Here is a 23,298-nt window from a genome sequence, read left to right on the forward strand (position 1 = left end):
AGAAAAGGGCATGCGCATGGGCAATATCTGGGCGCCGCTGGCCAAGGCGATCGCCGCCACCGGCACCGACCGGCATGTCGACTGCCTGATCGACCTGATCGGCGCCGACATCGCGCATGACCTGGTGACGGTGACGCGTTATTCGGCGACCAGGACGCCGGAATTCGTCAAGCACCGGCGGTTCTCCGACGAGATGGTGCGGCGCTATCTCGACAGTTACTACGTCTTCGATCCCTTCTATGCCTCGTGGCGGCGGGAGCGCCGGCTCGGCATCATGCCGCTCAAAGGGCTGGCCGACGAGGAGGCCAAGCGTGGCCAGTACATTGCCGGTTTCCTCGCGCAGTCGGAGATCTGCGACGAGGTCGGCATCCTGCTCGCCGACGGCGGCGACTGGTGCCTCGGCATCTTCCTCGATCGCTCGACCATGTCGTTCAGGGACAGCGAGATCGCGCTGCTCACCGAGCGGCTGCCGGTGTTCGAGGCGCTGCATGCGCTCGACATCAAGGCGCGCGGCGCCGACTTTTCGCGCACCTCGGCGCCGGGCGGCCCTGGCGCCTCGCCGCAGCAGAAGCCGAGCGTTCCGGAAAGCCTGTGGCCGGAACTATCGCTGCGCGAGCGCGAGTTGGTGCAGCTTATCCTCGCCGGACATCCGACCGCCAACATTGCCGCGCGGCTCGGCATCACCGTCGGCACGGTGAAGAACCACCGCCGGCGCATCTATGAGAAGCTCGACATCACCACCGAGCGCGAATTGTTCCTGCAGTTCTTCCAGCATCGGATGGACAGCTAGCCTCGCGTCAGTCGTGCAGATCCCGCGAAATCGCAGGCCCAATTGTGAAGCCGGAAAATGCCACCTCAAAACCCTCGCGCTGCGGCGAGCAGCACATCATGCCGACATCGACCGATTTCGAGATCGGGAAGTAGGCCAACCGCACCGGCCTCCAGTGGCCGTCCGAGGCGTCCAGATACTGAATGCGGATCGCCTCGGCGTGACGGGTCAGGCGGATCCTGACGCCATCCTTGCCGGCGGCAATGGCGACCAGCGACCAGTCGGATGTGTCGTTGGTGACGACGACGGAACAGTAGGCCAGCCCGTCGGTGTATTCGATGCCGGCCTTGATCCAGTGCGTTTCACTGAGGCGCAGCATCAGCCCCGCCTGATCGTAGAGCACCTTGTAGTCGCCCTTGACGGTGACCTCGGCGCTGAAGTCACCCTCGACGGCACGGTAGAGGAAATGGCCGTTGTCGCGCCAGAAGCCATAGAAGGTCTCACGCCAGAAATCCGTTTCCTTGGCCGTCCGGACGGTGAGCGTCCCGTCGCCGAAAGCATGGTGCGGCGGCGGGTTGAGCCATGTCATATCGGCAAGGCCAGACGTCATCGATCCCGCTCTCGGATTAGATTAGCCGGCAAATGTATAGGCGGTCTTCACCGTGGTGTAGAACTCCATCGCGTAGCGCCCCTGCTCGCGCGGACCGTAGCTCGAGCCCTTGCGGCCGCCGAACGGCACGTGGAAGTCGACGCCCGCCGTCGGCAGGTTGACCATGACCATGCCGGCTTCGGAATTGCGCTTGAAATGGGTCGCATGCTTCAAGCTGGTGGTGCAGATGCCGGAGGTCAGGCCGAACGGCGTGTCGTTGGCGACGGCCAGGGCCTCGTCATAGTCCTCGACGCGGATGACGTTGGCGACGGGGCCAAAAATCTCCTCGCGCGAGATGCGCATGGCATTGGTCGAGCCGAGGAACAGTGCGGGCCTGAGATAGAAGCCGGGCGTCTCGCGTTCCAGCCGCTCGCCGCCGAAGGCGAGCTCGGCGCCTTCCTGGCGGCCGATGGCGATGTAGTCCTCGTCCTGCTTGAGCTGGGTCTGGTCGACGACCGGGCCGATCTGCGTCTTGGCATCGAGCGCATCGCCGATGACGAGCTCGTCCAGGCGCTCCTTCATGGCGTCGACGAAACGGTCGTGGATGCCATCGGCAACGATCAGGCGCGAGGACGCTGTGCAGCGCTGTCCGGTCGAGAAATAGGCGCCGTTGACCGCGCAATCGACGGCGACGGCCAGATCCGCGTCATCGAGCACGACGAGCGGGTTCTTGCCGCCCATTTCGAGCTGGAACTTGCGCATGTGCTCGACGCTGGCAGCGGCGACGCGCTTGCCCGTGCCGACCGAACCGGTAAACGAGATGGCGTTGATGTCGGGGCTGTCGAGCATCGCCTGGCCGACCACCGAGCCCTTGCCCATGACGAGGTTGAGCACGCCCTTGGGCAGGCCGGCGCGGTGCAGGATATCGACGATGGTCCAGGCGCTTTCGGGCACCAGTTCGGCCGGCTTGAAGACGATTGTGTTGCCGTAGGCGAGCGCCGGGGCGATCTTCCAGGCGGGAATGGCGATCGGGAAATTCCACGGCGTGATGAGGCCGACGACGCCGACGCCCTCGCGGGTCATCTCGACGCCGACGCCCGGCCGAACGCTCGGCACCATCTCGCCCGACAGACGCAGCGTCTCGCCGGCGAAGAAATCGAAGAGCTGCGCCGCGCGGATCGTCTCGCCGACGCCCTCGGCCAGCGTCTTGCCCTCCTCGCGGGCCAGCGAGCGGCCGATCTCGTCCTTGCGCGCCATGATCTCGTCGGAGGTTTTCTTCAGCACCGCATGGCGGGCCAGCGGCCCGGAGCGCGACCAAGCAGGAAAGGCCGCCTTGGCGGCCGCGATGGCCTGCTTTGCTTCTTCCGGCCCAGCGGAAGCGTATTCGCCGACGACATCGTTGGTGTTGGACGGGTTGATGTTGCGCGAGCCGGCCTCGCCAAGCCACTCGCCGTCGATCAGGTTCTTGCGCAGCGCGGTCATCTTGTTTCCTTGAATTTTGGTCGCGGCAGCCATCGGCCGGCTCAATTGTCAGACAAATGATATAGTCATAGTCCGGCAGGAGGTCTACCGCGATCTTAAACCTAGAGCCAGCCCGCGTCAGGTCGAGAACGACCAGAACAGGCAGGCGAGCGTGACCGCGCCGAAGATGACGAAGAACAGGCTTCTGAGCAGGACGTTGCGGCGAAGCTCGTTCATGGTGAGGTGTGCCGCCACGATCGCCGCGACGAACAGGAAACGCCAGTTGAAAAGCGCCCAAAGCACCTCATGCTGGCCGAAGGCCCATCTGGCAAGCAGTGAGCCGACGATCGTCGAAAACAGAACGATCGTCGCGCAGAAGATCGCGTCGGCGGCATGGGTCAGCACGATGCCGGCAGCGCGGATGGGCAGGATCATCATCAGCATCGCGCCGAAGAAATAGATGGCGGCGACGGCAAGGAAGGAGCCGGCGTCGGCGATGCCGTCAAGACGCTTCACGCCGAAGGCGCCATAGGGATAGCCGTGCCTCGCCACGGCCAATGACAGCGCCATCAGCAAGGCGCTCAAAACCGTGACCAGTGCGAATGTGCCGAGGGCCTTGCTCATGCCTTTTCCTGTCGAGACGAATCAACAGGAACCATTTTAGCTCAGGGGCACTGGCCCCGCACCGGTAGCGTTACCCGATGCGGTCACCGCTCTTGGGATCGAAAAGGTGCAGTGCCGCCGGATCGGCATCGAGGCGGATCGTGTCGCCCGGCTTCACATCGGCGCGACCCATGACGAAAACGCAGATCTGCTGGTTGGCCAGCCTGATGTAGAACTGCGTCGACAGGCCGAGCGGTTCGACCACCTCGACTTCGGCCTTCAGCGCGCCATCGCCGACCAGCCTGATATGCTCCGGCCGCAAGCCGACGGTCAGGTCGTCGCCATCCTCCAGCGGCAGACCATCCGGCAATCTCAGCTTCTGACCATCGGCGAGCACAGCGTCCGCCTTGCCGCCCTTGGCGACTTTCGCCGGCAGAAAGTTCATCCCCGGCGAGCCGATGAAACCTGCAACGAAAGTATTGGCCGGCCGGTCGTAGAGCTCCAGCGGGTGGCCGACCTGCTGGACATAGCCGTCATGCATGACGACGATGCGGTCGGCCATGGTCATCGCCTCGACCTGGTCGTGCGTGACATAGACCGAGGTGGTCTTGAGCTGCTGGTGCAGCGCCTTGATCTCGGCGCGCATATGGACGCGCAATTTGGCGTCGAGATTGGAGAGCGGCTCGTCGAACAGGAACACTTTCGGGTCGCGCACGATGGCGCGGCCCATGGCCACGCGCTGGCGCTGGCCGCCGGAAAGCTGGCGCGGCAGGCGGCCGAGATAGCTGTCGAGGCCGAGGCGCTTGGCGGCCGCGCCCACCCTTCCCTCGATCGTCGCCTTCTCGGCCTTCTTCAGCATCAGGCTGAAGCCCATGTTCGAGGAGACATCCATATGCGGGTAGAGCGCGTAGGACTGGAACACCATGGCGATGTCGCGGTCCTTGGGCGCGACGTCGTTGACGAGGCGCTCGCCGATATGGATCTCACCGCCGGTGACCTCTTCGAGGCCGGCGATCATGCGCAGCAGCGTGGACTTGCCGCAGCCGGACGGGCCGACCAGCACGACGAACTCGCCATCGGCGATCTCGAGATCGACGCCATGCAGGATGCGCAGCGCGCCATAATCCTTCTCGACGTTTTGCAGCGTGACGGAAGCCATCTTTTATCCTTTGACCGCGCCGGCGGTGAGGCCGGTGACGAGATAACGTTGCAGGAAGGCGAAGAAGGCGCAGACCGGGATCAGCGCCAGGATCGAGGCCGCCATCATCTGCCCCCAGTCGACGGCGAACTTGCCGATGAAGGTGAGCAGGCCGACGGCGAAGGTCTTCTGCTCGTCGCTGGAGATCAGCATCAGCGCGAACAGCAATTCGCTCCAGGCGGCGGTGAAGACGAAGCCGAGCGTCGCCCCCATGCCGGGCAAGGTCAGCGGCACGATCACCCTGCGCATGGCTTGAGCGCGCGTGCAGCCGTCGATCATCGCCGCCTCCTCCAAGTCCTTCGGAATGCCGTCGAAGAAGGATTGCATGAGGAAGGTGGCGAAGGCGGTGTTGAAGGCGGTATAGATGATAATCAGGCCGATCAGGCTGTTGGTCAGGCCGATATCGCCCATAATGCGGTAGATCGGCGGAATGACCATGACCAGCGGGAAGGTCTGTGTCAGCAGCAGCAGGATGGCTAAAGTCGCCTTGCCGCGGAAGGTGAAGCGCGACATGGCGTAGCCGGCGAGCGTGGCGATGACGGTGACAAACGCCGCCGTCGACACCGAGACGATGACGCTGTTGAGGAAATAGCGCGGGAAGTCGGAGGCCTCGAGCACGGTGGCGAAATTCTGAAAAGTCGTCTGCGACGGCCAGAAGGTGATGCCTTCGGAATAGAGCAGGCGCTCGGGCGTCACCGAGATCTTCAGCGTCCAGAAGATCGGGAACAGCGCGAAGATCATGTAGGCGGCGATTGCAGCGTAGAGCCCGATGCCGCCGAGAAGGCGTGAGGAGGTGGAGCGACCGGCGATCATCAGACATGCCTCACAAGCGTGCGGCGGATGGCGATCAGCCCGATGGCGTAGGCAATAAGCAGCACCAGAAGCAGCACCGCGACGGCCGAGGCATAGCCTTTGTCGAGCGACTTGAAGGCGCTGACATAGATGTAGACCGGCACCGTGCTGGTCGAGCCGGCCGGCCCGCCCTCGGTCATGACGAAGATCAGATCGGCGAAGGTGGCGATCCAGATGGTGCGCAGCATGACGGTGATGACGATGGTCGGCGCCAGGAAAGGCAGCGTCACCTTGGTGAAGCGCTGCCAGGGCGAAGCGCCGTCGATGGCCGCCGCCTCATGCAACTCGGACGGGATCGACTTCAGCGCCGCAAGCAGCGTGATGGCGAAGAACGGGATGCCGAACCAGATGTTGGCGACGATCGGTCCCCACATAGCGGTGGCCGGGTCGGACAGAACATTGGTAGGTTCGGCCTTGAGGCCAAGCGCGAAAAGCCAGTGCGGCAGCGGCCCGATGATCGGGTTGAACAGCCAGGCCCAGGTGAGGCCCGAGAGAAAGGACGGCACCGCCCAGGGCAGGAAGACAACCGCCTGCACGACCTTGCGGCCGTAGAACGGCTTGTCGAGCAGCAGCGCCAGGCCGAGGCCAAGGAAGAACTGGAAGAACAGGCTGGCGACCGTCCACCACAGCGTGTTGATCAGCGCCTGGCCGAGCACCTGATCGGAGAGCATCGCCTGGTACTGGCCGAGGCCGACATATTCCGATCTGAAGGCCGAGAATTTGCGGAATGAATAGCTGATGCCGATGATCAGCGGCACCAAAAGCACCACGACCAGCAGGACGATAGCCGGGGAAAGATAGAGCCACGGCTCGATCGCGGCCTTGCTCAGCCGCTGCTTGCGCGGCCGGGCGGCTGATCGGATTTCGGACACTGCATAGGTCATAGGTCTGGCTCTATGGTGGTGAGTGGGCGCCGGGGACGGCGGGAGCGTCCTTCTCCCCGTTCACGGGGAGAAGATGCCGGTCCACCCTCCGCAGCTGCTGCGCAGGACGGCAGGCAAATGAGGGGCTACGCGAACCTCGAAATGCTGGCGCTGCCCCTCATCCGGCCCTTCGGGCCACCTTCTCCCCGTGAAACGGGGAGAAGGGAAAGAGGCGTCACTTCTTATTTTTCGCCAACCAGGCCTGCTGCTCCTTCGTCAGGAACGCTGCCCATTCGTCCGCCACCTGCTTGGCCGGCTTCTGGCCGAGCAGCACTTCCTGGAAGTTCTTGATCGCCACCTGGTCGACGAAATTGCCGAGGTTCTCCAGATGCGTCGGCGGCGTCACCATTTCATATTTGGAGCTGTCGCTGAGCTCGGTGAACCAGCCCTTGAACTGCTCGGTCTTGAAATGCGCATCCTGATCGGCGCCGTTGTGGATCGGCACGACACCGACTTCCTTGGCCCATTCCAGATTGTCCTTGGGCGACAGCAGCGTCGCCATCAGCTTCCAGGCCTCGTCCTTGTGCTGCGAGTTGGCGAACATCGCCCAACCGGCATAGCCCAGCGTCGGATAGGATTTGCCGCTGGGGCCTACCGGCAGCGGCGCGACGGCAAAGTCGTCGGCGCTCATCTTGTCGGCGATGCCGAGCAGCGCGTCCGGATCCTGGTTGAGCATTGCGCAGGTGCCGGAATAGAAGCCGGTGACGGTTTCATTGAAGCCCCAGCTGACCGCATCCTTAGGCGCCAGGCCGTTCTTGTACATGTCGGCCAGCATCTGCAGGCCCTTGACCGAACCTTCGTCATTGATGGTCGAGGTGCCGTCTTCGTTGAAGTAGCCACCCTTGCCGGCGGCGATGTTCATGAACATGTGCATGCCGTTGAAGGCGCCGGGGCCGCCGCGCAGGCAGTAGCCGTATTTGCCGGGAATGGCCGAGATCTTCTTGGAGAAGTCGACGAACTCGTCGAGGGTTGCCGGCGGACGATCGAGGCCAGCTTCCTTGAACAGCTTCTTGTTCCAGAACAGCGCGTTCACATAGTAGCCATAAGGGATCATGAACTGCGTGTTGTTGACGGTCGAGCCGAACTGCTTGGCGCGGTCGCCCAGCGTCTTGGCGTCATCCCATTTGGCCATGAAGGGGCCGAGATCCTCGAGCTGGGCGTTGTTGGCGTAAAGGCCCATCCAGCGTTCCGGCATCTCGACGACATCGGGCGTGTCGCCGGCCTGCACCATGGTGAGGAATTTTTCGAAGGCCTGGCCCCAGGGCAGCGAGACCACCTCCACCTTGATGCCGGGATTGGCCTTCTCGAATTCGCCGATCTGCTTCTTCAGGAATTCGGTGCGCGGCGGGCTGGTGATGACTTCGACCAGCTTGATGGTGGTGTCGGCCAGCGCGCCGCTGGCGGTAATCGCCAGGCCGGCGACGGCGGCAAGCATGAAGGTCAGTCTTTTCATGATCGGGACTCCCATTTTCGATCAGCTATTTTTTTGACTTGTCGAAGGCCTGGGCAATGTCGGCCCAGAGATCCTCGACATTTTCCAATCCGACATTGAAGCGGATGGTTCGGGGGCTGACGCCGAAGCGCGCCATCGAATTGATGCCCGGCGTCTGCTCGAGCGAGGCTTTTGCCGGCACGACCAGGCTTTCATGGCCGCCCCAGCTGACGCCGATGCGGAACAGCTTCAGCGCATCGACGAAGGCCGGAATGTCGACATCCTCGGTGACCTCGAAGGAAAACAGTCCGGCATAGCCGGCAAGCGTCTTCTTGCCGGGATGGTTGGAATAGACGGGGTGGTTGACCCGCTCGACCTTGCCATGCGCCTTCAGCCGCTCCGCGATCGTGAGCCCGCTCTTCATATGATGCGGCAGGCGCAGCGGCAGCGTGCGAAGGCCGCGCAGCAGCAACCAGCCTTCGAAGGGCGAGAGCTTGGCGCCAAGCTGGGAATAGGTCTGCTCGTTGATGTGCTTGATGTGGGCGGCCGAACCAGCCACCACTCCGGCGACGGTGTCGCTGTGGCCGCCCAGATATTTGGAAGCCGAGTGCAGCACAAGGTCGACGCCGTGTGTGATCGGCTTCTGGAACACCGGCGAGGCCCAGGAATTGTCGATGGTGGTGACGATGCCCTGCTCTTTTGCCAGCCGCGTCAGGTGCGCGATATCCTGCAGCTCGAACATCATCGAGGTCGGGCTTTCGAGGTAGAGCAGCCTGGCGCCGGGGAGTGCCGCGGCAACCGCGTCGGGATCGGAGCCGTCGACATAGTCGACCTTGATATTGAGGCGCGGGAAGAGCCGCTCGAACAGCCGGTAGGCGTCGCCGTAGCAGTTGCGCACGGCGACGATGCGCTCGCCGGCGCCGACAAAGGCGAGCAGCGTGGCGCTGATCGCCGCCATGCCGCTTGAGAAGCCGCGTGCGGCCTCGGCGCCTTCGAGCGCCGCCACGCGCGCCTCGAACTCCATCACCGTCGGGTTGTCGCCGCGCGAGTAGATCGGCTGCTTCCTCCTGCCGGCAAAGGTGTCGGCCATGTCGGCGTAACTGGCGAAGGTGAACAGCGACGTCTGGTAGATCGGCGGCACCACCGCGCCGCCGGGGAACGGATCGTCATGCGCCAGAAGCGTCGCCGCCTCGCCGAGATAGTCGCTGGCCAGGGAGGCCGGGTCGAAGGTGTTGGGCTGCTCGTTCATTTGCGGTCCGAAAGTTTGAGGTTGGCGGCGCCGCGCTTCAGATCGTCCTCGACGGTGGCGATGAGTTTCAGCGCCTCGGCGCGAGCGCCCTCAGGATCATGCGCGGCGATGCAGTCAAAGATGGTGCGGTGATAGGGGAAGCTGGCATGGCCGAAGTCGCGCACGCCGAGCGGATGCTCCCAGAAGCGGTGGAACAGCTCATGCATGGCGGCGATGATCTGCTCGAACAGCGGATTGCCCGAAGCGCGGTAGACCGCCTGGTGGAACTCCCAGTCCTCCTCCGAGGACATGCCTGCGCGGGTCCGGAAGGCCTCTTCCATGATGTCGAGCTTGCGCTCGATCTCGGCGATCTCGGCCTTGCCGGCGCGGATAGCGCAAAGCGCCGCGGCCTCGGCCTCGAGCGCGCGGCGGATCTCCAGCGTGCGCATCAGGCCGACGAAATCATTGCCGCCTGCCAATGTCAGCGGCATGTGCAGCATATCGGGAGAGACCGCCGCCTTGAGATAGGTGCCTGAGCCCTGGCGCCGCTCGACGAGGCCCAGACCTTCCCAACGGGTCAATGCTTCGCGAACCGTGTTGCGGCTGACCTTGAGGCGTTCGGCGAGGATGCGCTCGGTCGGCAGCTTCTCGCCGGGGCCTAGCGCCTCCTGCCGCACGAACCCCGCCAACGCCTTCAGCACCGCGTCATCGCGGGCCGTCGTCTGGATGGGGGGCAGGAAGTCGGTCACGCCGGCTGAGCCTAAAGTGGTTCAATGGTCCAACCAATTCTGCACAGGCGGCACGACGTGTCAACAGTCGAAATGAGCCCGGGCCGAACGGCTGTCGTTTCAGGCGCGCTGCCGGCGCCAAGGACGCCAAGGACGCCAAGGACGGGCATCGCTGGCGCAACCCGGTCGACGCCACAAGGATAGCTCATTCGCCGAGTGGTAAGCCGGCGAGTTTATGCCAGGGTGATGACTTACAGCACAGCAGGAAGCGGCTGGATCGCCGCAAGGCCGGCTTCGGTCAGCGCGTAGATGCCGCGCTCGGCCCTGGCGAACCAGCCATAGTAGTTGTGCAGAAGGATGCTGGCCGCGCGCGGCGAAAGGGCCTTGAGGTCGCGCGGCCGCTTCGGGCCGTCGGCCAAGGCAGCGGCGCAAGCCAGAGCCTCCTGCCGGTAGGCGGTCATGATCGGCTTCCTGCGCGTGCTGCCGCCGATCGACGGATCGCCCTTGCGGCGATGATGTTCCTCGACCAGGCGCGAGCGCCGCCGCGGGTCGCGGCGTGGCGGCAAGGCGGCGGGACTGAGCAGCAGCTCCACCTCGCCCTTCTTGCCAACACCCAACAGGCCAAAACCGAGACGGCGGCACAGCGCGCGGAAGCGGCGGTCGCGCTCGCGACCTTTGCCACGCGCGGACATATAGGCGGCCAGCCAGACCTCGTCGCAGACAGCCGCGCGGTCGACGGCCTGGAGGATGAGCTCGAGATTGAACTGCAGCTTCAGCTCGCAGATGACGACAACCGGCGGTTCGCCCGCGCGCACGCCGACCACGTCGCAGCCGCCGATCTCGCCCTTGACGGCGAAATCCATACTCTCGAGGAACCGCTTCACCGGTTCGTAGAGGGATGTTTCCTGCATGGCGGAGGCATAGCCGATTCGCGGCTATGCGGCACAGCGAGCTGCGGCACGATTGCCGCCGCCAGCGCCGGGTTTCAGGCGCGATGCAGGTAATCCTCGATCGACTTCGCCTTCATCTCGATCGAGAAGCCGGGCGCCTGGGGCGGCATGTAGGCTGCGTCGCGGATCACGCAGGGCTCGAGGAAGTGCTCGTGCAGGTGGTCGACATATTCGATCACCCGACCGTCCTTCGTGCCTGACACCGCGACATAATCGATCATCGACAGGTGCTGGACATATTCGCAGAGACCGACGCCGCCGGCATGCGGCCAGACCGGCAGGCCGAACTTGGCGGCGATCAGAAGAACCGCCAGAACCTCGTTCAGCCCGCCCATGCGGCAGGAATCGATCTGCACGACATCGATCGCGCCGCTGGCGATGAACTGCTTGAACATGATGCGGTTCTGACACATCTCGCCGGTCGCGACCTTGATCGGCGCCACCGCCTTGCGGATTTTCGCATGGCCGGCAACGTCGTCGGGACTGGTCGGTTCCTCGATGAAGAACGGCTTGGCGAAGGCAAGGTCCTTGAGCCAGTCGATCGCCTGGTCGACCTCCCAGACCTGGTTGGCGTCGATCATCAGGTAACGGTCCTGGCCGATCACCTCGCGGGCGATCCGCAGGCGGCGGATGTCGTCGGCGCGGTCCCGGCCGACCTTCAGCTTGATGTGGTCGAACCCATCGTCGACGGCATCCTGGCAAAGGCGCCGCAGCTTGTCGTCGGGATAGCCGAGCCAGCCGGCGGAAGTGGTGTAGCAGGCATAGCCTTCGCGCTCGAGCGTGGCGATACGTTCGGCCTTGCCGGCCTCGGCCCGTTTCAAGATCTCGAGCGCCTCGGCCGGGGTGATGGCGTCGGTGAGGTAGCGGAAGTCGATGATGCGCATGATGTCTTGCGGGCTCATCTCGGCGACCAGACGCCAGACCGGCTTGCCGGCTTCCTTGGCCCAAAGATCCCAGACCGCGTTGACCAGCGCGCCCACCGCAAGATGCATGGCGCCCTTGTCGGGGCCGATCCAGCGCAACTGGCTGTCGCCGGTTATGTGATGCCAGAAGCGACCAGGATCCTGCTTGACCCAGTCGAGATCTAGCCCGACGACGAGGTGGCGCAGCGCTTCGATCGCCGCGCAGCAGATCTCGTTGCCACGGCCGATGGTGAAGGTGAGGCCGTGACCCTTCAGCGACGGGACATCGGTGTCGAGGATGACATAGGCGGCCGAGTAATCCGGGTCGGGATTCATCGCGTCCGAGCCGTCGAGGCTTTGCGACGTCGGGAAGCGCAGGTCAAAGGTTCTGAGGTCCGTAATCCTGGTCATTCTTGCCTCGTAACTGGATTGCCGCCCGCGCTCAACCTGGCTGCCTAAACGGCCTCAGATCGACCAGCCGCCGTCGATGTTATAGGCCTGCCCGGTCGTGTAAGAGGCGCCGGCCAGATAGACGGCGAGGTCGGCGATCTCCTCCGGCGTGCCGATCCTGCCCATCGGCTGGCGGGCGATGAAGGCGGCGCGCGCCACCTCGTAGTCGCCCTGCGCCTGCATGCGGCCCTGCAGCGACGGACTCTCGACGGTGCCGGGACAGACGGCGTTGCAGCGAATGCCCTTGGCAACGTAATCGGCCGCGATGGACTTGGTCAGGCCGATAACGGCGGCCTTGGTGACGCCGTAAGCAAAACGGTTCGGCACGCCTTTCGGGGCGCCGGCGACCGAAGACATGTTGATGATCGAGCCGTCGCCGCGCTCCAGCATGCCGGGCAGCACGGCGCGGATGGTGCGGATCATGGCGCGCACATTGAGGTTGAAGGCGAAGTCGAGATCCTCGTCCTTCATCTCCAGGATCGAGCCGGCATGGACAAAGCCGGCGCAGTTAAACAGCACGTCGACGCGGCCGATCTCGGCGAAAGCGGATTTCACCGCGTCGTCGTTCAGCACATCGAGCTTGCGCGTCCTGATGCCAGACGCCTTGGCGAGTTCTGCCAAAACCGCCTCGTTGATGTCGGTGGCGTGGACGATGGCGCCGGCTTTGGCGAAAGCCAGCACGCTGGCCCGACCGATGCCTTGCGCGGCCGCCGTGACGACCACGACCTTACCTGTGATATCCGCCATATTGTTTGTCTCCGTTTTTCAGCCGGGCCGCCGCTCGACGATGTAGATGTGATCCGCGGCCAGCACGACCTCATCGCGCTGGTTCAAAACCTCGACGCGCTCGATGACGCGCCCCGATCCGGGCCGCTTCGGGTCATCCTCCTTGGCCGCGATGGTGGTGCGGGTGCGGATCGTGTCGCCGATGAAGACCGGCTTGATGAAGCGCAGCCGGTCGTAGCCGTAAGAGAAGGCGACCGGGTTGATGACGCTCGCAGTCAACCCTACGCCGACCGAGAAGACCAGCGTGCCATGCGCGATGCGCTGGCCGAAAGGCGTCGTCTTCATGAACTCGGCGTCCATGTGATGCGGGAAGAAATCGCCGGTGTGGCCGGCATGCACGACGAAGTCTGTCTCCGTGACGGTGCGGCCGCTGGTGATGCGCGACGAACCGATCTCGTAGTCTTCGAAATAGGTGGTCTGTTCCATGTCCTGCCTTACGGCTTCTGGGCCAGCTGCGTCGCCGGCACGGCACTCGATTTATAGGCGGCCTCCACGAGCGCCATGGTGTTCCAGGCGTCTTCGACCGAGCTGACCAGCTCGGCGTCTTCGCCGGAAGCGAAGCGCTGGACATTGGCCATGCGGCCGACGAAGGCATCCGGGAACCATTCACCGGCGAGCGGGACGCTGACCCAGTCCGACCCACCCTTGGGATGGATCTCCAACACGTCCGGTTCGCCGCGCGGATAGTCGAGATTGAGGCCGAGCTTGACGTAGGCCGCACCCTCGGTGCCGCAGATACGGAACTCGCAGGCCTGGTGGCGGCGACCGAATTTGTGGTCGTGGTTGATCGAGAGCGCGCAACGCACCGTATCGCCGTAGTCGAGGATAGCGCTGGTGCGCGTCTGCGCAACCTTGTGATTGGGATGGCCGAGCGTCTTGGCATGCACGCCCAGCGGATTGCCGAGAAGCTGGCGGATCAGGTCGAGATAGTGGATCGAATGCATGGCGATCTCGACGCGCGGCGCCTTGAGCAGGAACTCCCAGAGCTGCCATGGCGTGTCGAGCGCCAGAAGCGCGTCGAAATCGACAACCTGGCCCAGCCAACCCTTGGCGATGGCGTCCTTCAGCGCCAGCATCATCGGCGCAAAACGGAGCTGGAAATTGACCGCCGCCTTGAGGTTCTTGGCGCGGCAGATTTCGAGTATCTCGGTTGCCTCGCCGAGATAGTTGCCCATCGGCTTCTGAATCAACGCCACCGCGCCATCCGGAAGCACCTTCAGCACCTCGGCGTGCCGTCCGGGCGGCGTGGCGAGATCGAAGATCGCATCCTTCACCGCTGCCGCCTCGTCGACCGAACGGAACGCCGTCACGCCCCATTTTTCGGCCAGTGCCTGCGCCTTCGCCTGGTCCGGATCGTAGAGGCCGGAAATCGGAAATCCTGCCTTCTTGTAGGCGGGAAAATGCGCGTCGCCGACGATCGAACCGGCGCCGAAGGTGACGATCGGGCGCGGCTTCGACGGCTTCGGCCAGGACTGCGCCAGCGATGCCGGATCGAAGGCATCAGTCATGATGGAAGACCTCGTCCATCGTCGCCCACCACTCGCCTTCCTTGCGGGTCGGCAACGGCTCCTGGCAGGGCATGCAGACCGCCCACCATTCCTGGGTCTTCGGGTCGGCGGCCATCTTGGCCATGTCGGCGGCGTAATCGGTGCCGTGATATTCGAAATAGGAGAAAAGCAAGTTCTCCGGCCGCTTCAGGTAGATCGAGTAGTTCTTGATGTTGCAGGCCGAGATCATGGCGAGAACGTCCGGCCAGACGGCGGCATGGAGGCGAACATATTCCTCGACCTTCTCGGGTTTCAGCCCGAGCACCATTCCCATGCGCTGCATATCCGCCTCCCTATTTCGCGATCGCCGTGGTGAATTCGGCGACGCTCCTCGCCTTCACCGCATCCCAGTCCCAGTCGATGCCGATGCCGGGCTCGCTGGGCGCCAGGGCATGGCCATCCTCGATGCGCATCTTGTCACCCGTCAACTCGTCGAGCTGCGGAATATATTCGACATATTTGCCGTTCTGGATAGCGCAGGTGAGGCTGACATGCAGTTCCATGAGGAAATGCGGACAGACCGGCATGTCGAAGGCCTCCGCCGCGTGGGCCACTTTCAGCCAAGGGGTGATGCCGCCGATGCGGCCGACATCGACCTGCACGATGCTGCAGCCGCCCTTTTGCATGTATTCGCGGAAATGCCTGATCGAATAGAGCGACTCGCCGACCGCGATCGGCGTGGCAGTCGAATTCGACAGCCGCACATGGCCGTCGATGTCGTCGGCCGGCAGCGGTTCCTCGATCCAGGCGAGATCGAGCTCGCGCAGCCGCTCGGCGCGGCGGATCGCTTCATCGACGGAAAAGCCCTGATTGCAGTCGGTCATGATCTCGTAGCCGTCGCCGACCGCCTTGCGCACCGCCGACAGCCGCGCGACATCCTCCGAGCCATGCGGCCTGCCAATCTTGACCTTCGAGCCGGTGAACCCTTTTGCCTTCGCAGCCAGCGCGTCGTCGACCAGCGCCTGGGTCTCGATATGCAACCAGCCGCCTTCGGTCGTGTAGAGCGGGCAGCGGTCCTTGGCGCCGCCGGCGAGCTTCCAGAGCGGCAGGTTCTGCTTCCTGGCGCGCAGATCCCAAAGTGCTGTGTCGATCGCGGCCAGCGCGATCGCCGTGATGGCGCCGATGGTGGTGGCGTGGGTGGCGAATTCGAGCTCGTGCCAGATCGCCTCGATCTGGTCGGCGTCGCGGCCGATCAGGCGCGGCGCGAGATGGTCGGCGAGAAGCCGCATCACCGAAGAGCCGCCGGTGCCGATCGTATAGCTGTAGCCGGTGCCCGACGCGCCGTCGGAATCGGTGATGGTGACGATCGGCGTTTCCTGGCTGACGAAGCTCTGGATGGCGTCCGTGCGCTTCACCTTCGGCATGAGGTCGACCATGCGCAGCTCGATTTTCTCGATTCTTGCCATGTCAGTTCCTCAGCGACTTGCCGGTTTCGGCGGAGAACAGATGCGCGCGGCTCAGATCAAAGCTCATGCCGATCCTGTCACCGGCTTTCAGCGGCTTGGGATTGAGCATGCGCGACACCCAGTCGGTGCCGTTGAACTCGGCGAAGACCAGCGTCTCGTTGCCCAGCGGCTCGGTGATGCTGACCGGCAGCTCGACGCGGTGGACTTCGGTTTCGCCGCCGGAGCTCAGGCCGTGGCCGGTCGGATAGAAATCATCGGGACGGATGCCGAACACGACCTTGTCGCCGGCCGCTGTCTTCGACTTGAACTGGGCGGGCAGAGGCAGGCTGTCGCCGCCGTTGAACACAAGCTTGCCGTCGCTCACCGTCGCCTCGTGCAGGTTCATCGGCGGCGAGCCGATGAAGCCGGCGACGAAGTGGGTCGCAGGCCGGCTGAACACTTCGTCCGGCGTGCCGACCTGTTCAATGTAGCCAGCGCGCATGATGACGATGCGATCGGCAAGCGTCATCGCCTCGACCTGGTCATGGGTGACATAGATGACGGTCGACTTCACCTTGGCATGCAGCTTCTTGATCTCGGTGCGCATCTGCGTGCGCAGCTTAGCGTCGAGGTTGGAGAGCGGCTCGTCAAACAGGAAGACATCCGGATCGCGCACGATGGCGCGGCCCATGGCGACGCGCTGGCGCTGGCCGCCGGAAAGCTGCGAAGGGCGCCGCTCAAGCAGTTCGTCGAGGCCGAGGATTGCGGAGGCCTCGGCGACGCGCCGGTCCATGTCGTCCTTGGCAGCGCCGGCGATCTTGAGCGAGAAGCCTAGATTCTCGCGCACCGTCATGTGCGGATAGAGCGCGTAGGACTGGAACACCATCGAAATGTTGCGCGAGCGCGGCGGCAGGTCGTTGACCATGCGGCCGCCGATGTCGATCGTGCCGCCGCTGATATCCTCGAGCCCCGCGATCATGCGCAAGGTCGTCGACTTGCCGCAGCCGGACGGACCGACCAGCGCAATGAACTCGCGGTCGGCGATCTCGAGATCGATGCCGTGCACGATCTCCATGTTGCCGTAGCGCTTGGCGAGCTTTTTCAGTGAAACCGTTGCCATGAAATCAACCTTTCACCGCGCCGGAGGTAAGGCCGCCGACGAGATGTTTCTGGACGATGTAGGTGAGGGTCAGCGCCGGGATGATCATCACCACGGCCAGCGCGCACATGCCGCGCCAGTCGATGGTGAACTCGGCCGTGTAGTCGAGCAGCCCTACGGGCAGCGTCTTGGAATTGACGGAACGGGTGAGTTGCGAGGCCAGCGCGAACTCGTTCCAGCAGGTGAGGAAGGCGAAGATGGCGGCCGAGGCGATGCCCGGACGCGCCAGCGGGAATTCGACCTGCCAGAACGCCTGCCAGCGCGTGCAGCCGTCGATCTGCGCGGCTTCGGCGAGGTCCTTCGGCACCTGGCGGAAGAAGCCGTCGATCAGCCAGATGGTGAAGGGGATGTTCAGCGCCACATAGGCGAGGATCATACCGAAATGCGTGTCGATGATGCCGAGCCGCGCATAGACGAAGAAGAGCGGCAGCGACATGGCGATGCCGGGTACGGTGCGCGTCAGCATCAATCCAAGGAACATGCCCGACTTGCCGCGGAAGCGGTAGCGCGCGAAGGCGTAGCCCCCGGCCATGCCGATGGCCACCGCGATCACCGTCGAGGTGACCGAGATGATCAGCGAATTGCGGAAATAGTCGAGCACCGGAATGCCGCCTTTGCCGATGCCGCTGAACATGGCGACATAGGCGTCAAAGGAGAGCTGCTGCGGGATCCACACCGCCGGCTTGGCCATGATCTCGACCGTCGGCCTCAGCGACGACAGCACGATCCAGATGCCGGGCAGGCAGATCAGCAGCATGGCGAGGAACAGGCCGACGCGGTGCGCGACGGTCAGCGCGCGGCGCGTGAGGCGGGCGGAGGCGTTCTCGTCCATCGTCACCACTCCGCGCCGATCTGCGCGCGCGCCGCGGCGAGCTTGTTGTAGAAATAGACGGTGAAGGCGATCGACAGCAGGATCGAGAAATAGGCCATGGCGTTGGCGAGCCCCATGCGCGCGTCGCTGTAGGCGGTGCGCCCGACCAGCGTCCACAACAGCTCGGTGCGGCCGGCCGGACCGCCGTCGGTCATGATCTTGACGATATCATAGGCGCGCGCGACATCGAGCGAACGGATCGTCATGGCGATGTAGGCGAAGGGCATGACGAACGGCCAGGTGACATAGCGGAAGGTCTGCCAGGGCGTGCAGCCGTCGACGCGCGCCGCCTCGATCGGCTCCTTGGGCATGGCGAGAAGCCCGGCCAGGATCAGGATGGCGAAGATCGAGGTCGACGACCAGACTTCGGCGATGGTGATGGCGGTGAAGGCGAGGTGGCTTTCGATCAGCCACGGGATGGCGTCCTGGGTGATGCCCAGCGACTGCAGCGCGTTGTTCACCAGGCCGATGTTGTCATTGAACATGAACTTGAACTGGAAGCCGACCAGGATCGGCGAGAACATCATCGGGAACATCATCAGCGTGCGCAGGATGCGCTGGCCGCGCGTCGCCTTCTCGACCAGCATCGCCAGGCCGAGGCCAAGCAGCATTTCGAGGTTGAGCGCCACGGTGAGCAAAAGCACCGTCCTGCCGAAGGCGTACCAGAAATCCAGATTGCTCAGGATCGAAAGATAGTTCCGGAAGCCGATCAGCACGAAGAAGGTCTCGGGCCGGGTCAGGCGGAAGGGCGTGAAGCTGGAATAGAGCGACAAAAGCAGCGGCACGAGCACCACCGCCGCGAGCACGACGAAGGCCGGCAGCAGCAGGAGAATCGGCGCGGATGGCTTGAAGCCCTTCATCGGGACCCTGTCGGCGAAGTGAAGTGACCCGACCCCGGTCGAGACCGAGGATGGCATATTTTCGCGAGGCTGCGCGGCCGCCTCCCCGTTTTACGGGGAGGCGGTTGCGGGCGCGGCTGTCTAGAGCTTGCCAGCGTCCTGGAGGATCTGCGTTGCCTTGGCGGCAGCGTCGTCGAGCGCCTGCTTCGACGTCTTGTCGCCGAGGATGGCGGCCTGCAGCTCAGGATAGACGGCGTTGGAAATCTCGATCCATTCCGGCGTCTGCGGCACCGGGAAGGCGTTCTTGGCCGCTTCCTGGAAGGCCTGCAGCACTTCGGTCTTGTAAGGATCGGACTTCGCCTGCTCGATGTCCCATTCCCAGACCTTGGTGCGGGTGGGCAGCGGCCCGGCCGCGGCCTCGAGCTTCTGGCTGTCCTCGTTAGTCAGCCACCAGACCAGCGAGGCGGCGGCTTCCTTGTTGGCGCAATTCTCGGTCACCGAGAAGCCATGCGCGCCGGACCAGCCGGAGCGCTTGCCGGACGAGCCCTTGGGCTGAACCTTGACGCCGACATTGCCGGCGACCTTGGAAGACTTCGGGTCGTTGAAGAAGCCGGCCCAGCCCGGCCAGTCAAGGTTGATGGCCACAGTACCCGAGGCGAAGCCCTGGCCGAGATCGTCCCACAGGTAGTTGGTGGTGCCGGCCGGCACGGCCTTGGCCTTGTAGAGGTTGACGAACCAGTCGAGCGCCTTGACGCCGGCCTCCGAGTTGAACGCCGGCTTGCCGTCCTTGTCGAGATATTCGCCGCCGTCGGCGATCACCATCTCGTAGAAGCGGCCGTTGATCGCCTCTTCCTTGCCGGCATATTGCGTGCCGTAGAAGTCGGGCGGGCTGGCGAAGAACCCCGCCTGTTGGGCCATCTCGTCGAAGGTGTCCGGCGGGGCGAGCTCCTCGCCGTATTTGTCCTTGTAAGCCTTCTTCTTGGCTTCGTCCTGATAGAGGCTCTTCTGATAGTAGAGCGCCGAGACGTCGAACTGCGCGCGCGGCAGCATGACCAATTTGCCGCCCAGAGTGCCGGCGGCGATGTTGGCCGGGACGAAGGCGTCGACCTCTTCCTTCGGCAGCAGCTTCGACAGATCGGTGTAGATGCCCGGATATTGCGGCGCGAACGAGGTGTGGTTGGAGCCGACGCACCAGGTGATCGAGTTGGAGGCGATGTCCGACTTGATCTCCTTGTCGAGATCGAAGTGGTTCTTCTTCGACAGGATGTTGACTTTGGCGCCGGTCAGCTTCTCCCACTCGGGAATGCGCTCATAGAGCTTCTCATATTGCTGGCCGCCGATCAGCTTGGCGTCGATCGTCGCGCCGGGAAATTTGCCGGGCAGATCGGCCGAAAACGCCGTGCCGCTCAGCAGCAGGCCGGCCAGGCCGGCGGAAATGCCTAGAAGCAGTCTCGTCATGTTCTCTCCTCCCACGGGCTCGCAGCGACGACCCGCCGAATGCGCAGCCGATCGCCTAAGCTTCATTCATATGCAAATAGCATTTTCATTCCCGGGTCAAGTCGATTATGCTTCCAGCGGAATGAAGTTCATGCATATATGCAGATCGGAATTCACTGGAGGGGTTGGTGGCAGAGGAAGAAGACGGGGACCGCTACCGCGCGCCGGCACTCGACAAAGGTCTGGATATCCTCGAACTTCTGTCGAGCGTGGACGGCGGACTGACCCAGGCGGAGATCGCCAAGCGGCTCGACCGCAGCCCGAACGAGTTCTACCGCATGCTCGACCGCCTGGTGCGGCGCGGCTATGTCACCAAGATCGACGGCGATCGCTATTCGCTGACGCTCAAGCTTTTCGGTCTCGCGCAATTGCATGCGCCGGTGCGGCGGCTGGTGTCCTATGCAACGCCGATCATGCGGGAACTGGCCGAAACCTCATGGCAGGCCAACCAATTGGTGGTGTTCGACCGCGGCGCCGCCGTGGTTATCGCCCAGCAGGAAGCGCCGCGTTACTGGGGTATCTCGATCCGCGTCGGCTCGCATATCAGCCTGTTCGACACCGGCTCCGGTCATGTGCTGCTCGCCTTCCGCTCACCGGAAGAGCGCAAGATGATGATCGCCGAGCATCTGCAAAGCACGGAACAGCTCAACCTGACACCGGAATTCTTCGCCCGCCTCGACCAGGTCCGCGACCGCGGCTACGAGATGATGGCATCGTTGCAGACCGCTGGCGTCTACAACCTTTCGACGCCGGTGCTCGGACCCGACGGCAGAGCGATCGCGGCGCTCACCATCCCCTACATCACCCTGGTCAACGCGCCCACCGCGCCGGACATCACGCTGACGATTCGGCATCTGCAGGACGCAGCGGCAAGGCTCTCCCAGCTTGCAGGGTCCGATGTGGCGCAATCGTCGTAATTTCTTATTTGAATAATGGATTTTTCAGCGAGATAATGCCTTAGAGCGGGATGGGTTCAAAAGCTGCCGGCCATCCCGCTCTAAGGCTTTGTTTTTTGGAGCATGATCTTGTCCGAAAAGTCTGCAACTTTTCGGGATCATTCTCCAGGGCCACGGAGGATACGCCGCCATGATCATCGACACGCATCTGCATCTCATCGACCAGAGCGCGCTTCGCTATCCGTGGCTGGCCGGCGTGCCGGCACTGAACCGCGATTTCTCCTATGACGAATATGCCGCCGACGCACGGCGCTCAGGCATCGATGGCGTGCTGCATATGGAGGTCGATGTCGCCCCTGCGGATATCGTCGCCGAAACCGCTTATGTGAAGTCTCTCGCCGGCCGGGCGGGCAGCCTGCTTCGCGGTGCAATCGCGTCCTGCCGCCCCGAAGAGGCTGGTTTCGAGGCTTATCTGGAGACGGTGAAGGCCGAGCCGTTCGTCAAAGGCTTCCGGCGCGTGCTGCATGTGGTGCCCGACGATCTTTCGGAAGGGGCGCTGTTTCGCCAGAACGTCAAGCGGCTGGCCGACACCGGCCTGACATTCGACCTGGTCGTGCTGCCGCATCAGATTCCGAAGGCGATCGCGCTCGCCGACCTCGCGCCCGATGTCCAGTTCGTCCTCGATCATTGCGGCGTGCCCGACATCAAGGGCAATGCCGAGCATCCATGGCGCGAGCATATGGAAGCGATCGCCAAACGACCCAACGTCACGGCCAAGATTTCCGGCGTCGTCGCCTATGCCGATCCGGCGAGTTGGATCGTCGAGACGCTCAAGCCCTATGTTGAGCACACGATCCGGTGCTTCGGCTGGGATCGGGTGATCTGGGGCAGCGACTGGCCGGTCTGCACGCTGGGCGGCGGGCTGACGACCTGGGTTGCCGCCACGCACGCTTTGGTCGCGGGCACCAGCGAGTCGGAGCGAGCGCGCCTGCTTTCGGGCAATGCGCGCCGGCTGTGGCGGTTGGATTGACTATTTGTTTGACGCAATTCCGGACGGAAGGCTACGGCGCGTATCAGCTGGTCATTTTCCCTTGGTGCACCAGAACTAGCCGGCGACGGCCGGCGCGAAGCTCTCCCGGAAAAAGCGATTGATATCGGCGACGACGCGCCGGGCGTCCTGCCGGCCGGCAAGGCCTTCATTGATGCGGTCCGAAGCCCACTGCTGGAACGCCATGTAGCCGTCATGGCGCGGCCTCACCCAGGCGCCTTCGAGGGTCGCGCGCGTGGCGCGATAGAAGTCGCCCGTCGCGGCGTTGACGGCGTCGTCCTCCCAGGCCGCGGCATGGCCAGGCTGGCCGCCTGCGGCGGCGTAGGGCCCGCGCTGCACATCGCCGCTGGCGATCCAGTAGGCGAAGTCGATGGCCGCCTCGCGTCCGGCGGAAAAGGCGGAGACGGCAATGCCGGTGCCACCGAGCGCCGAGCCGACCGGACCGTTGCCGCCGACGACCGGCATATCGGCAAAGGCAAGCCGGTGCGGCCGGAAACCTTCGACTGCATAGGGAACATAACCGTAGACCAGCGGTGCGCAGGCAATGCGCGAACCGGATTGTGCCATCCTTTCGAACACCGCGATCGGATCCATCGCCAGGCATGCGGGATCGGCAAGTGCCGCGATCTCGCGCAGCATTTCGAAAGCGGTCTCGCCGGTCTCGCCATCGGCAAGGTCGGCCGAACCGTCGACCGCGCAGGGCCGGCCGAGATCGGCGGCCAAAGTGTAGAAGCACATCAGCGAATGCGGTGGCCGGAGCGGCAAGAGCACGCGGCCCTGCTCGGCAAGCGCCAGCACTTCGGTCCAGATCGTCGGCGCGGCTTCGATCAGATCGGGACGCCAGGCCTCGACCTGGGTCGCGGCATCGATTGGAAACGCCCACTGCCGACCCTGCCAGGTGTAGCTCGGATATGAGCGGCCGACGCTTGCCCTCGCGAGCGCTTCGCGTTCCGCTTCGCGGCCTGGCACGTCGAGTGGCGCCAGGCATTTTTCGGCGGTGATCTGGCCGACATGCGGATGGTCGATGACGATCAGGTCATAGGCGCGGGCGAGTTCTTCGACAGGGAAGGACTCGAAATCCTGCAGCGAACGCTTTTCCCATTCGATCGAGACGCCGGTTTTTTCTTTCCAAAGCGCCGAGCACGCCACCATCGGGTCGTAGCCGCGCGGATGGCTCCAGGTCAT

Annotated in this window: 24 protein-coding genes; 3 read left to right on the forward strand and 21 right to left on the reverse strand. The window is 63.9% G+C overall.

Features of this window, described 5'->3' with window-relative positions:
• Window positions 1–10: 10 nt before the first annotated feature.
• Window positions 11–790 (forward strand): helix-turn-helix transcriptional regulator, encoded by a 780-nt coding sequence (locus tag ACWGS9_RS13650; RefSeq protein ID WP_454505745.1) that lies wholly within the window; start codon window positions 11–13, stop codon window positions 788–790.
• A 7-nt stretch (window positions 791–797) separates the two neighbouring features.
• Here the strand turns inward: ACWGS9_RS13650 and ACWGS9_RS13655 are convergent, their stop codons facing one another.
• The 20 genes from ACWGS9_RS13655 to ACWGS9_RS13750 all read right to left on the reverse strand — a co-directional run bounded on the left by ACWGS9_RS13655 (window position 798) and on the right by ACWGS9_RS13750 (window position 20,130).
• Entirely contained in the window at window positions 798–1,379 is a 582-nt protein-coding gene (locus ACWGS9_RS13655; protein ID WP_454505746.1) for a DUF1349 domain-containing protein, read from the reverse strand.
• A 21-nt stretch (window positions 1,380–1,400) separates the two neighbouring features.
• On the reverse strand, window positions 1,401–2,840 hold the full coding sequence (locus ACWGS9_RS13660; RefSeq protein WP_454505747.1) for an aldehyde dehydrogenase family protein: 1,440 nt from the start codon (window positions 2,838–2,840) through the stop codon (window positions 1,401–1,403).
• A gap of 117 nt (window positions 2,841–2,957) precedes the next feature.
• Window positions 2,958–3,443, reverse strand: coding sequence for a hypothetical protein (locus ACWGS9_RS13665; RefSeq protein ID WP_454505748.1), 486 nt, complete (start codon window positions 3,441–3,443; stop codon window positions 2,958–2,960).
• Between the two features lie 70 nt (window positions 3,444–3,513).
• Window positions 3,514–4,581, reverse strand: a complete 1,068-nt coding sequence (locus tag ACWGS9_RS13670; protein ID WP_454505749.1) for an ABC transporter ATP-binding protein — start codon at window positions 4,579–4,581, stop codon at window positions 3,514–3,516.
• A 3-nt stretch (window positions 4,582–4,584) separates the two neighbouring features.
• A complete protein-coding gene (locus ACWGS9_RS13675) occupies window positions 4,585–5,433 on the reverse strand; it encodes a carbohydrate ABC transporter permease (RefSeq protein WP_454505750.1) in 849 nt (282 codons plus the stop codon).
• Window positions 5,433–6,356, reverse strand: coding sequence for a carbohydrate ABC transporter permease (locus ACWGS9_RS13680; protein WP_454505751.1), 924 nt, complete (start codon window positions 6,354–6,356; stop codon window positions 5,433–5,435). The genes ACWGS9_RS13675 and ACWGS9_RS13680 overlap by 1 nt, the downstream gene beginning before the upstream one ends.
• Before the next feature lie 214 nt (window positions 6,357–6,570).
• Complete coding sequence (locus ACWGS9_RS13685; protein WP_454505752.1) at window positions 6,571–7,848, reverse strand: ABC transporter substrate-binding protein; 1,278 nt, start codon at window positions 7,846–7,848, stop codon at window positions 6,571–6,573.
• A gap of 25 nt (window positions 7,849–7,873) precedes the next feature.
• Window positions 7,874–9,076: a PLP-dependent transferase gene (locus ACWGS9_RS13690; protein ID WP_454505753.1), complete on the reverse strand. Its 1,203-nt coding sequence runs from the start codon at window positions 9,074–9,076 to the stop codon at window positions 7,874–7,876.
• Window positions 9,073–9,804, reverse strand: a complete 732-nt coding sequence (locus ACWGS9_RS13695; protein WP_454505754.1) for a FadR/GntR family transcriptional regulator — start codon at window positions 9,802–9,804, stop codon at window positions 9,073–9,075. The genes ACWGS9_RS13690 and ACWGS9_RS13695 overlap by 4 nt, the downstream gene beginning before the upstream one ends.
• Before the next feature lie 230 nt (window positions 9,805–10,034).
• Window positions 10,035–10,694, reverse strand: coding sequence for a DUF2161 domain-containing phosphodiesterase (locus tag ACWGS9_RS13700; protein WP_454505755.1), 660 nt, complete (start codon window positions 10,692–10,694; stop codon window positions 10,035–10,037).
• 74 nt (window positions 10,695–10,768) lie between these two features.
• Window positions 10,769–12,046: an L-fuconate dehydratase gene (locus ACWGS9_RS13705; protein WP_454505756.1), complete on the reverse strand. Its 1,278-nt coding sequence runs from the start codon at window positions 12,044–12,046 to the stop codon at window positions 10,769–10,771.
• Window positions 12,047–12,100: 54 nt separating this feature from the next.
• Window positions 12,101–12,832, reverse strand: coding sequence for an SDR family oxidoreductase (locus tag ACWGS9_RS13710; protein WP_454505757.1), 732 nt, complete (start codon window positions 12,830–12,832; stop codon window positions 12,101–12,103).
• A gap of 18 nt (window positions 12,833–12,850) precedes the next feature.
• Complete coding sequence (locus ACWGS9_RS13715; RefSeq protein ID WP_454505758.1) at window positions 12,851–13,297, reverse strand: MaoC/PaaZ C-terminal domain-containing protein; 447 nt, start codon at window positions 13,295–13,297, stop codon at window positions 12,851–12,853.
• Window positions 13,298–13,305: 8 nt separating this feature from the next.
• Window positions 13,306–14,379, reverse strand: coding sequence for a Gfo/Idh/MocA family protein (locus tag ACWGS9_RS13720; protein WP_454505759.1), 1,074 nt, complete (start codon window positions 14,377–14,379; stop codon window positions 13,306–13,308).
• Window positions 14,372–14,701 carry an L-rhamnose mutarotase gene (locus ACWGS9_RS13725; protein WP_320213030.1) on the reverse strand — a complete coding sequence of 110 codons (330 nt, stop codon included), beginning with the start codon at window positions 14,699–14,701 and terminating at the stop codon, window positions 14,372–14,374. The genes ACWGS9_RS13720 and ACWGS9_RS13725 overlap by 8 nt, the downstream gene beginning before the upstream one ends.
• 10 nt (window positions 14,702–14,711) lie before the next feature.
• Window positions 14,712–15,824, reverse strand: a complete 1,113-nt coding sequence (locus ACWGS9_RS13730; protein WP_454505760.1) for a mandelate racemase/muconate lactonizing enzyme family protein — start codon at window positions 15,822–15,824, stop codon at window positions 14,712–14,714.
• Window position 15,825: 1 nt separating this feature from the next.
• Window positions 15,826–16,923, reverse strand: coding sequence for an ABC transporter ATP-binding protein (locus tag ACWGS9_RS13735; protein ID WP_454505761.1), 1,098 nt, complete (start codon window positions 16,921–16,923; stop codon window positions 15,826–15,828).
• A 4-nt stretch (window positions 16,924–16,927) separates the two neighbouring features.
• Entirely contained in the window at window positions 16,928–17,794 is an 867-nt protein-coding gene (locus ACWGS9_RS13740; protein WP_454505762.1) for a carbohydrate ABC transporter permease, read from the reverse strand.
• Between the two features lie 2 nt (window positions 17,795–17,796).
• A complete protein-coding gene (locus ACWGS9_RS13745; RefSeq protein WP_454505763.1) occupies window positions 17,797–18,693 on the reverse strand; it encodes a carbohydrate ABC transporter permease in 897 nt (298 codons plus the stop codon).
• A gap of 120 nt (window positions 18,694–18,813) precedes the next feature.
• The gene (locus tag ACWGS9_RS13750) at window positions 18,814–20,130 is read right to left on the reverse strand and encodes an ABC transporter substrate-binding protein (protein WP_454505764.1); all 1,317 of its coding nucleotides are present in this window, start codon (window positions 20,128–20,130) and stop codon (window positions 18,814–18,816) included.
• Between the two features lie 167 nt (window positions 20,131–20,297).
• On the opposite strand from ACWGS9_RS13750, the gene ACWGS9_RS13755 reads away from it, so the two are divergent.
• Window positions 20,298–21,086: an IclR family transcriptional regulator gene (locus ACWGS9_RS13755; protein ID WP_320234474.1), complete on the forward strand. Its 789-nt coding sequence runs from the start codon at window positions 20,298–20,300 to the stop codon at window positions 21,084–21,086.
• A 169-nt stretch (window positions 21,087–21,255) separates the two neighbouring features.
• Window positions 21,256–22,095 (forward strand): amidohydrolase family protein, encoded by an 840-nt coding sequence (locus ACWGS9_RS13760; protein WP_454505765.1) that lies wholly within the window; start codon window positions 21,256–21,258, stop codon window positions 22,093–22,095.
• 75 nt (window positions 22,096–22,170) lie between these two features.
• Here ACWGS9_RS13760 and ACWGS9_RS13765 read toward each other — a convergent pair whose 3' ends face one another.
• Entirely contained in the window at window positions 22,171–23,298 is a 1,128-nt protein-coding gene (locus ACWGS9_RS13765; RefSeq protein ID WP_454505779.1) for an extracellular solute-binding protein, read from the reverse strand.

Source organism: Mesorhizobium sp. Arg314 (genome assembly GCF_053714275.1).

Excerpts from the sequence above, each read along its gene's own strand:
- ACWGS9_RS13650 (WP_454505745.1), top strand. The coding sequence starts at position 11 with ATGCGCATGGGCAATATCTGGGCGCCGCTGGCCAAGGCGATCGCCGCC.
- ACWGS9_RS13655 (WP_454505746.1), bottom strand. The coding sequence starts at position 1,379 with ATGACGTCTGGCCTTGCCGATATGACATGGCTCAACCCGCCGCCGCAC.
- ACWGS9_RS13660 (WP_454505747.1), bottom strand. The coding sequence starts at position 2,840 with ATGACCGCGCTGCGCAAGAACCTGATCGACGGCGAGTGGCTTGGCGAG.
- ACWGS9_RS13665 (WP_454505748.1), bottom strand. The coding sequence starts at position 3,443 with ATGAGCAAGGCCCTCGGCACATTCGCACTGGTCACGGTTTTGAGCGCC.
- ACWGS9_RS13670 (WP_454505749.1), bottom strand. The coding sequence starts at position 4,581 with ATGGCTTCCGTCACGCTGCAAAACGTCGAGAAGGATTATGGCGCGCTG.
- ACWGS9_RS13675 (WP_454505750.1), bottom strand. The coding sequence starts at position 5,433 with ATGATCGCCGGTCGCTCCACCTCCTCACGCCTTCTCGGCGGCATCGGG.
- ACWGS9_RS13680 (WP_454505751.1), bottom strand. The coding sequence starts at position 6,356 with ATGACCTATGCAGTGTCCGAAATCCGATCAGCCGCCCGGCCGCGCAAG.
- ACWGS9_RS13685 (WP_454505752.1), bottom strand. The coding sequence starts at position 7,848 with ATGAAAAGACTGACCTTCATGCTTGCCGCCGTCGCCGGCCTGGCGATT.
- ACWGS9_RS13690 (WP_454505753.1), bottom strand. The coding sequence starts at position 9,076 with ATGAACGAGCAGCCCAACACCTTCGACCCGGCCTCCCTGGCCAGCGAC.
- ACWGS9_RS13700 (WP_454505755.1), bottom strand. The coding sequence starts at position 10,694 with ATGCAGGAAACATCCCTCTACGAACCGGTGAAGCGGTTCCTCGAGAGT.
- ACWGS9_RS13705 (WP_454505756.1), bottom strand. The coding sequence starts at position 12,046 with ATGACCAGGATTACGGACCTCAGAACCTTTGACCTGCGCTTCCCGACG.
- ACWGS9_RS13710 (WP_454505757.1), bottom strand. The coding sequence starts at position 12,832 with ATGGCGGATATCACAGGTAAGGTCGTGGTCGTCACGGCGGCCGCGCAA.
- ACWGS9_RS13715 (WP_454505758.1), bottom strand. The coding sequence starts at position 13,297 with ATGGAACAGACCACCTATTTCGAAGACTACGAGATCGGTTCGTCGCGC.
- ACWGS9_RS13720 (WP_454505759.1), bottom strand. The coding sequence starts at position 14,379 with ATGACTGATGCCTTCGATCCGGCATCGCTGGCGCAGTCCTGGCCGAAG.
- ACWGS9_RS13725 (WP_320213030.1), bottom strand. The coding sequence starts at position 14,701 with ATGCAGCGCATGGGAATGGTGCTCGGGCTGAAACCCGAGAAGGTCGAG.
- ACWGS9_RS13730 (WP_454505760.1), bottom strand. The coding sequence starts at position 15,824 with ATGGCAAGAATCGAGAAAATCGAGCTGCGCATGGTCGACCTCATGCCG.
- ACWGS9_RS13735 (WP_454505761.1), bottom strand. The coding sequence starts at position 16,923 with ATGGCAACGGTTTCACTGAAAAAGCTCGCCAAGCGCTACGGCAACATG.
- ACWGS9_RS13740 (WP_454505762.1), bottom strand. The coding sequence starts at position 17,794 with ATGGACGAGAACGCCTCCGCCCGCCTCACGCGCCGCGCGCTGACCGTC.
- ACWGS9_RS13745 (WP_454505763.1), bottom strand. The coding sequence starts at position 18,693 with ATGAAGGGCTTCAAGCCATCCGCGCCGATTCTCCTGCTGCTGCCGGCC.
- ACWGS9_RS13750 (WP_454505764.1), bottom strand. The coding sequence starts at position 20,130 with ATGACGAGACTGCTTCTAGGCATTTCCGCCGGCCTGGCCGGCCTGCTG.
- ACWGS9_RS13760 (WP_454505765.1), top strand. The coding sequence starts at position 21,256 with ATGATCATCGACACGCATCTGCATCTCATCGACCAGAGCGCGCTTCGC.
- ACWGS9_RS13765 (WP_454505779.1), bottom strand. The coding sequence starts at position 23,298 with ATGACCTGGAGCCATCCGCGCGGCTACGACCCGATGGTGGCGTGCTCG.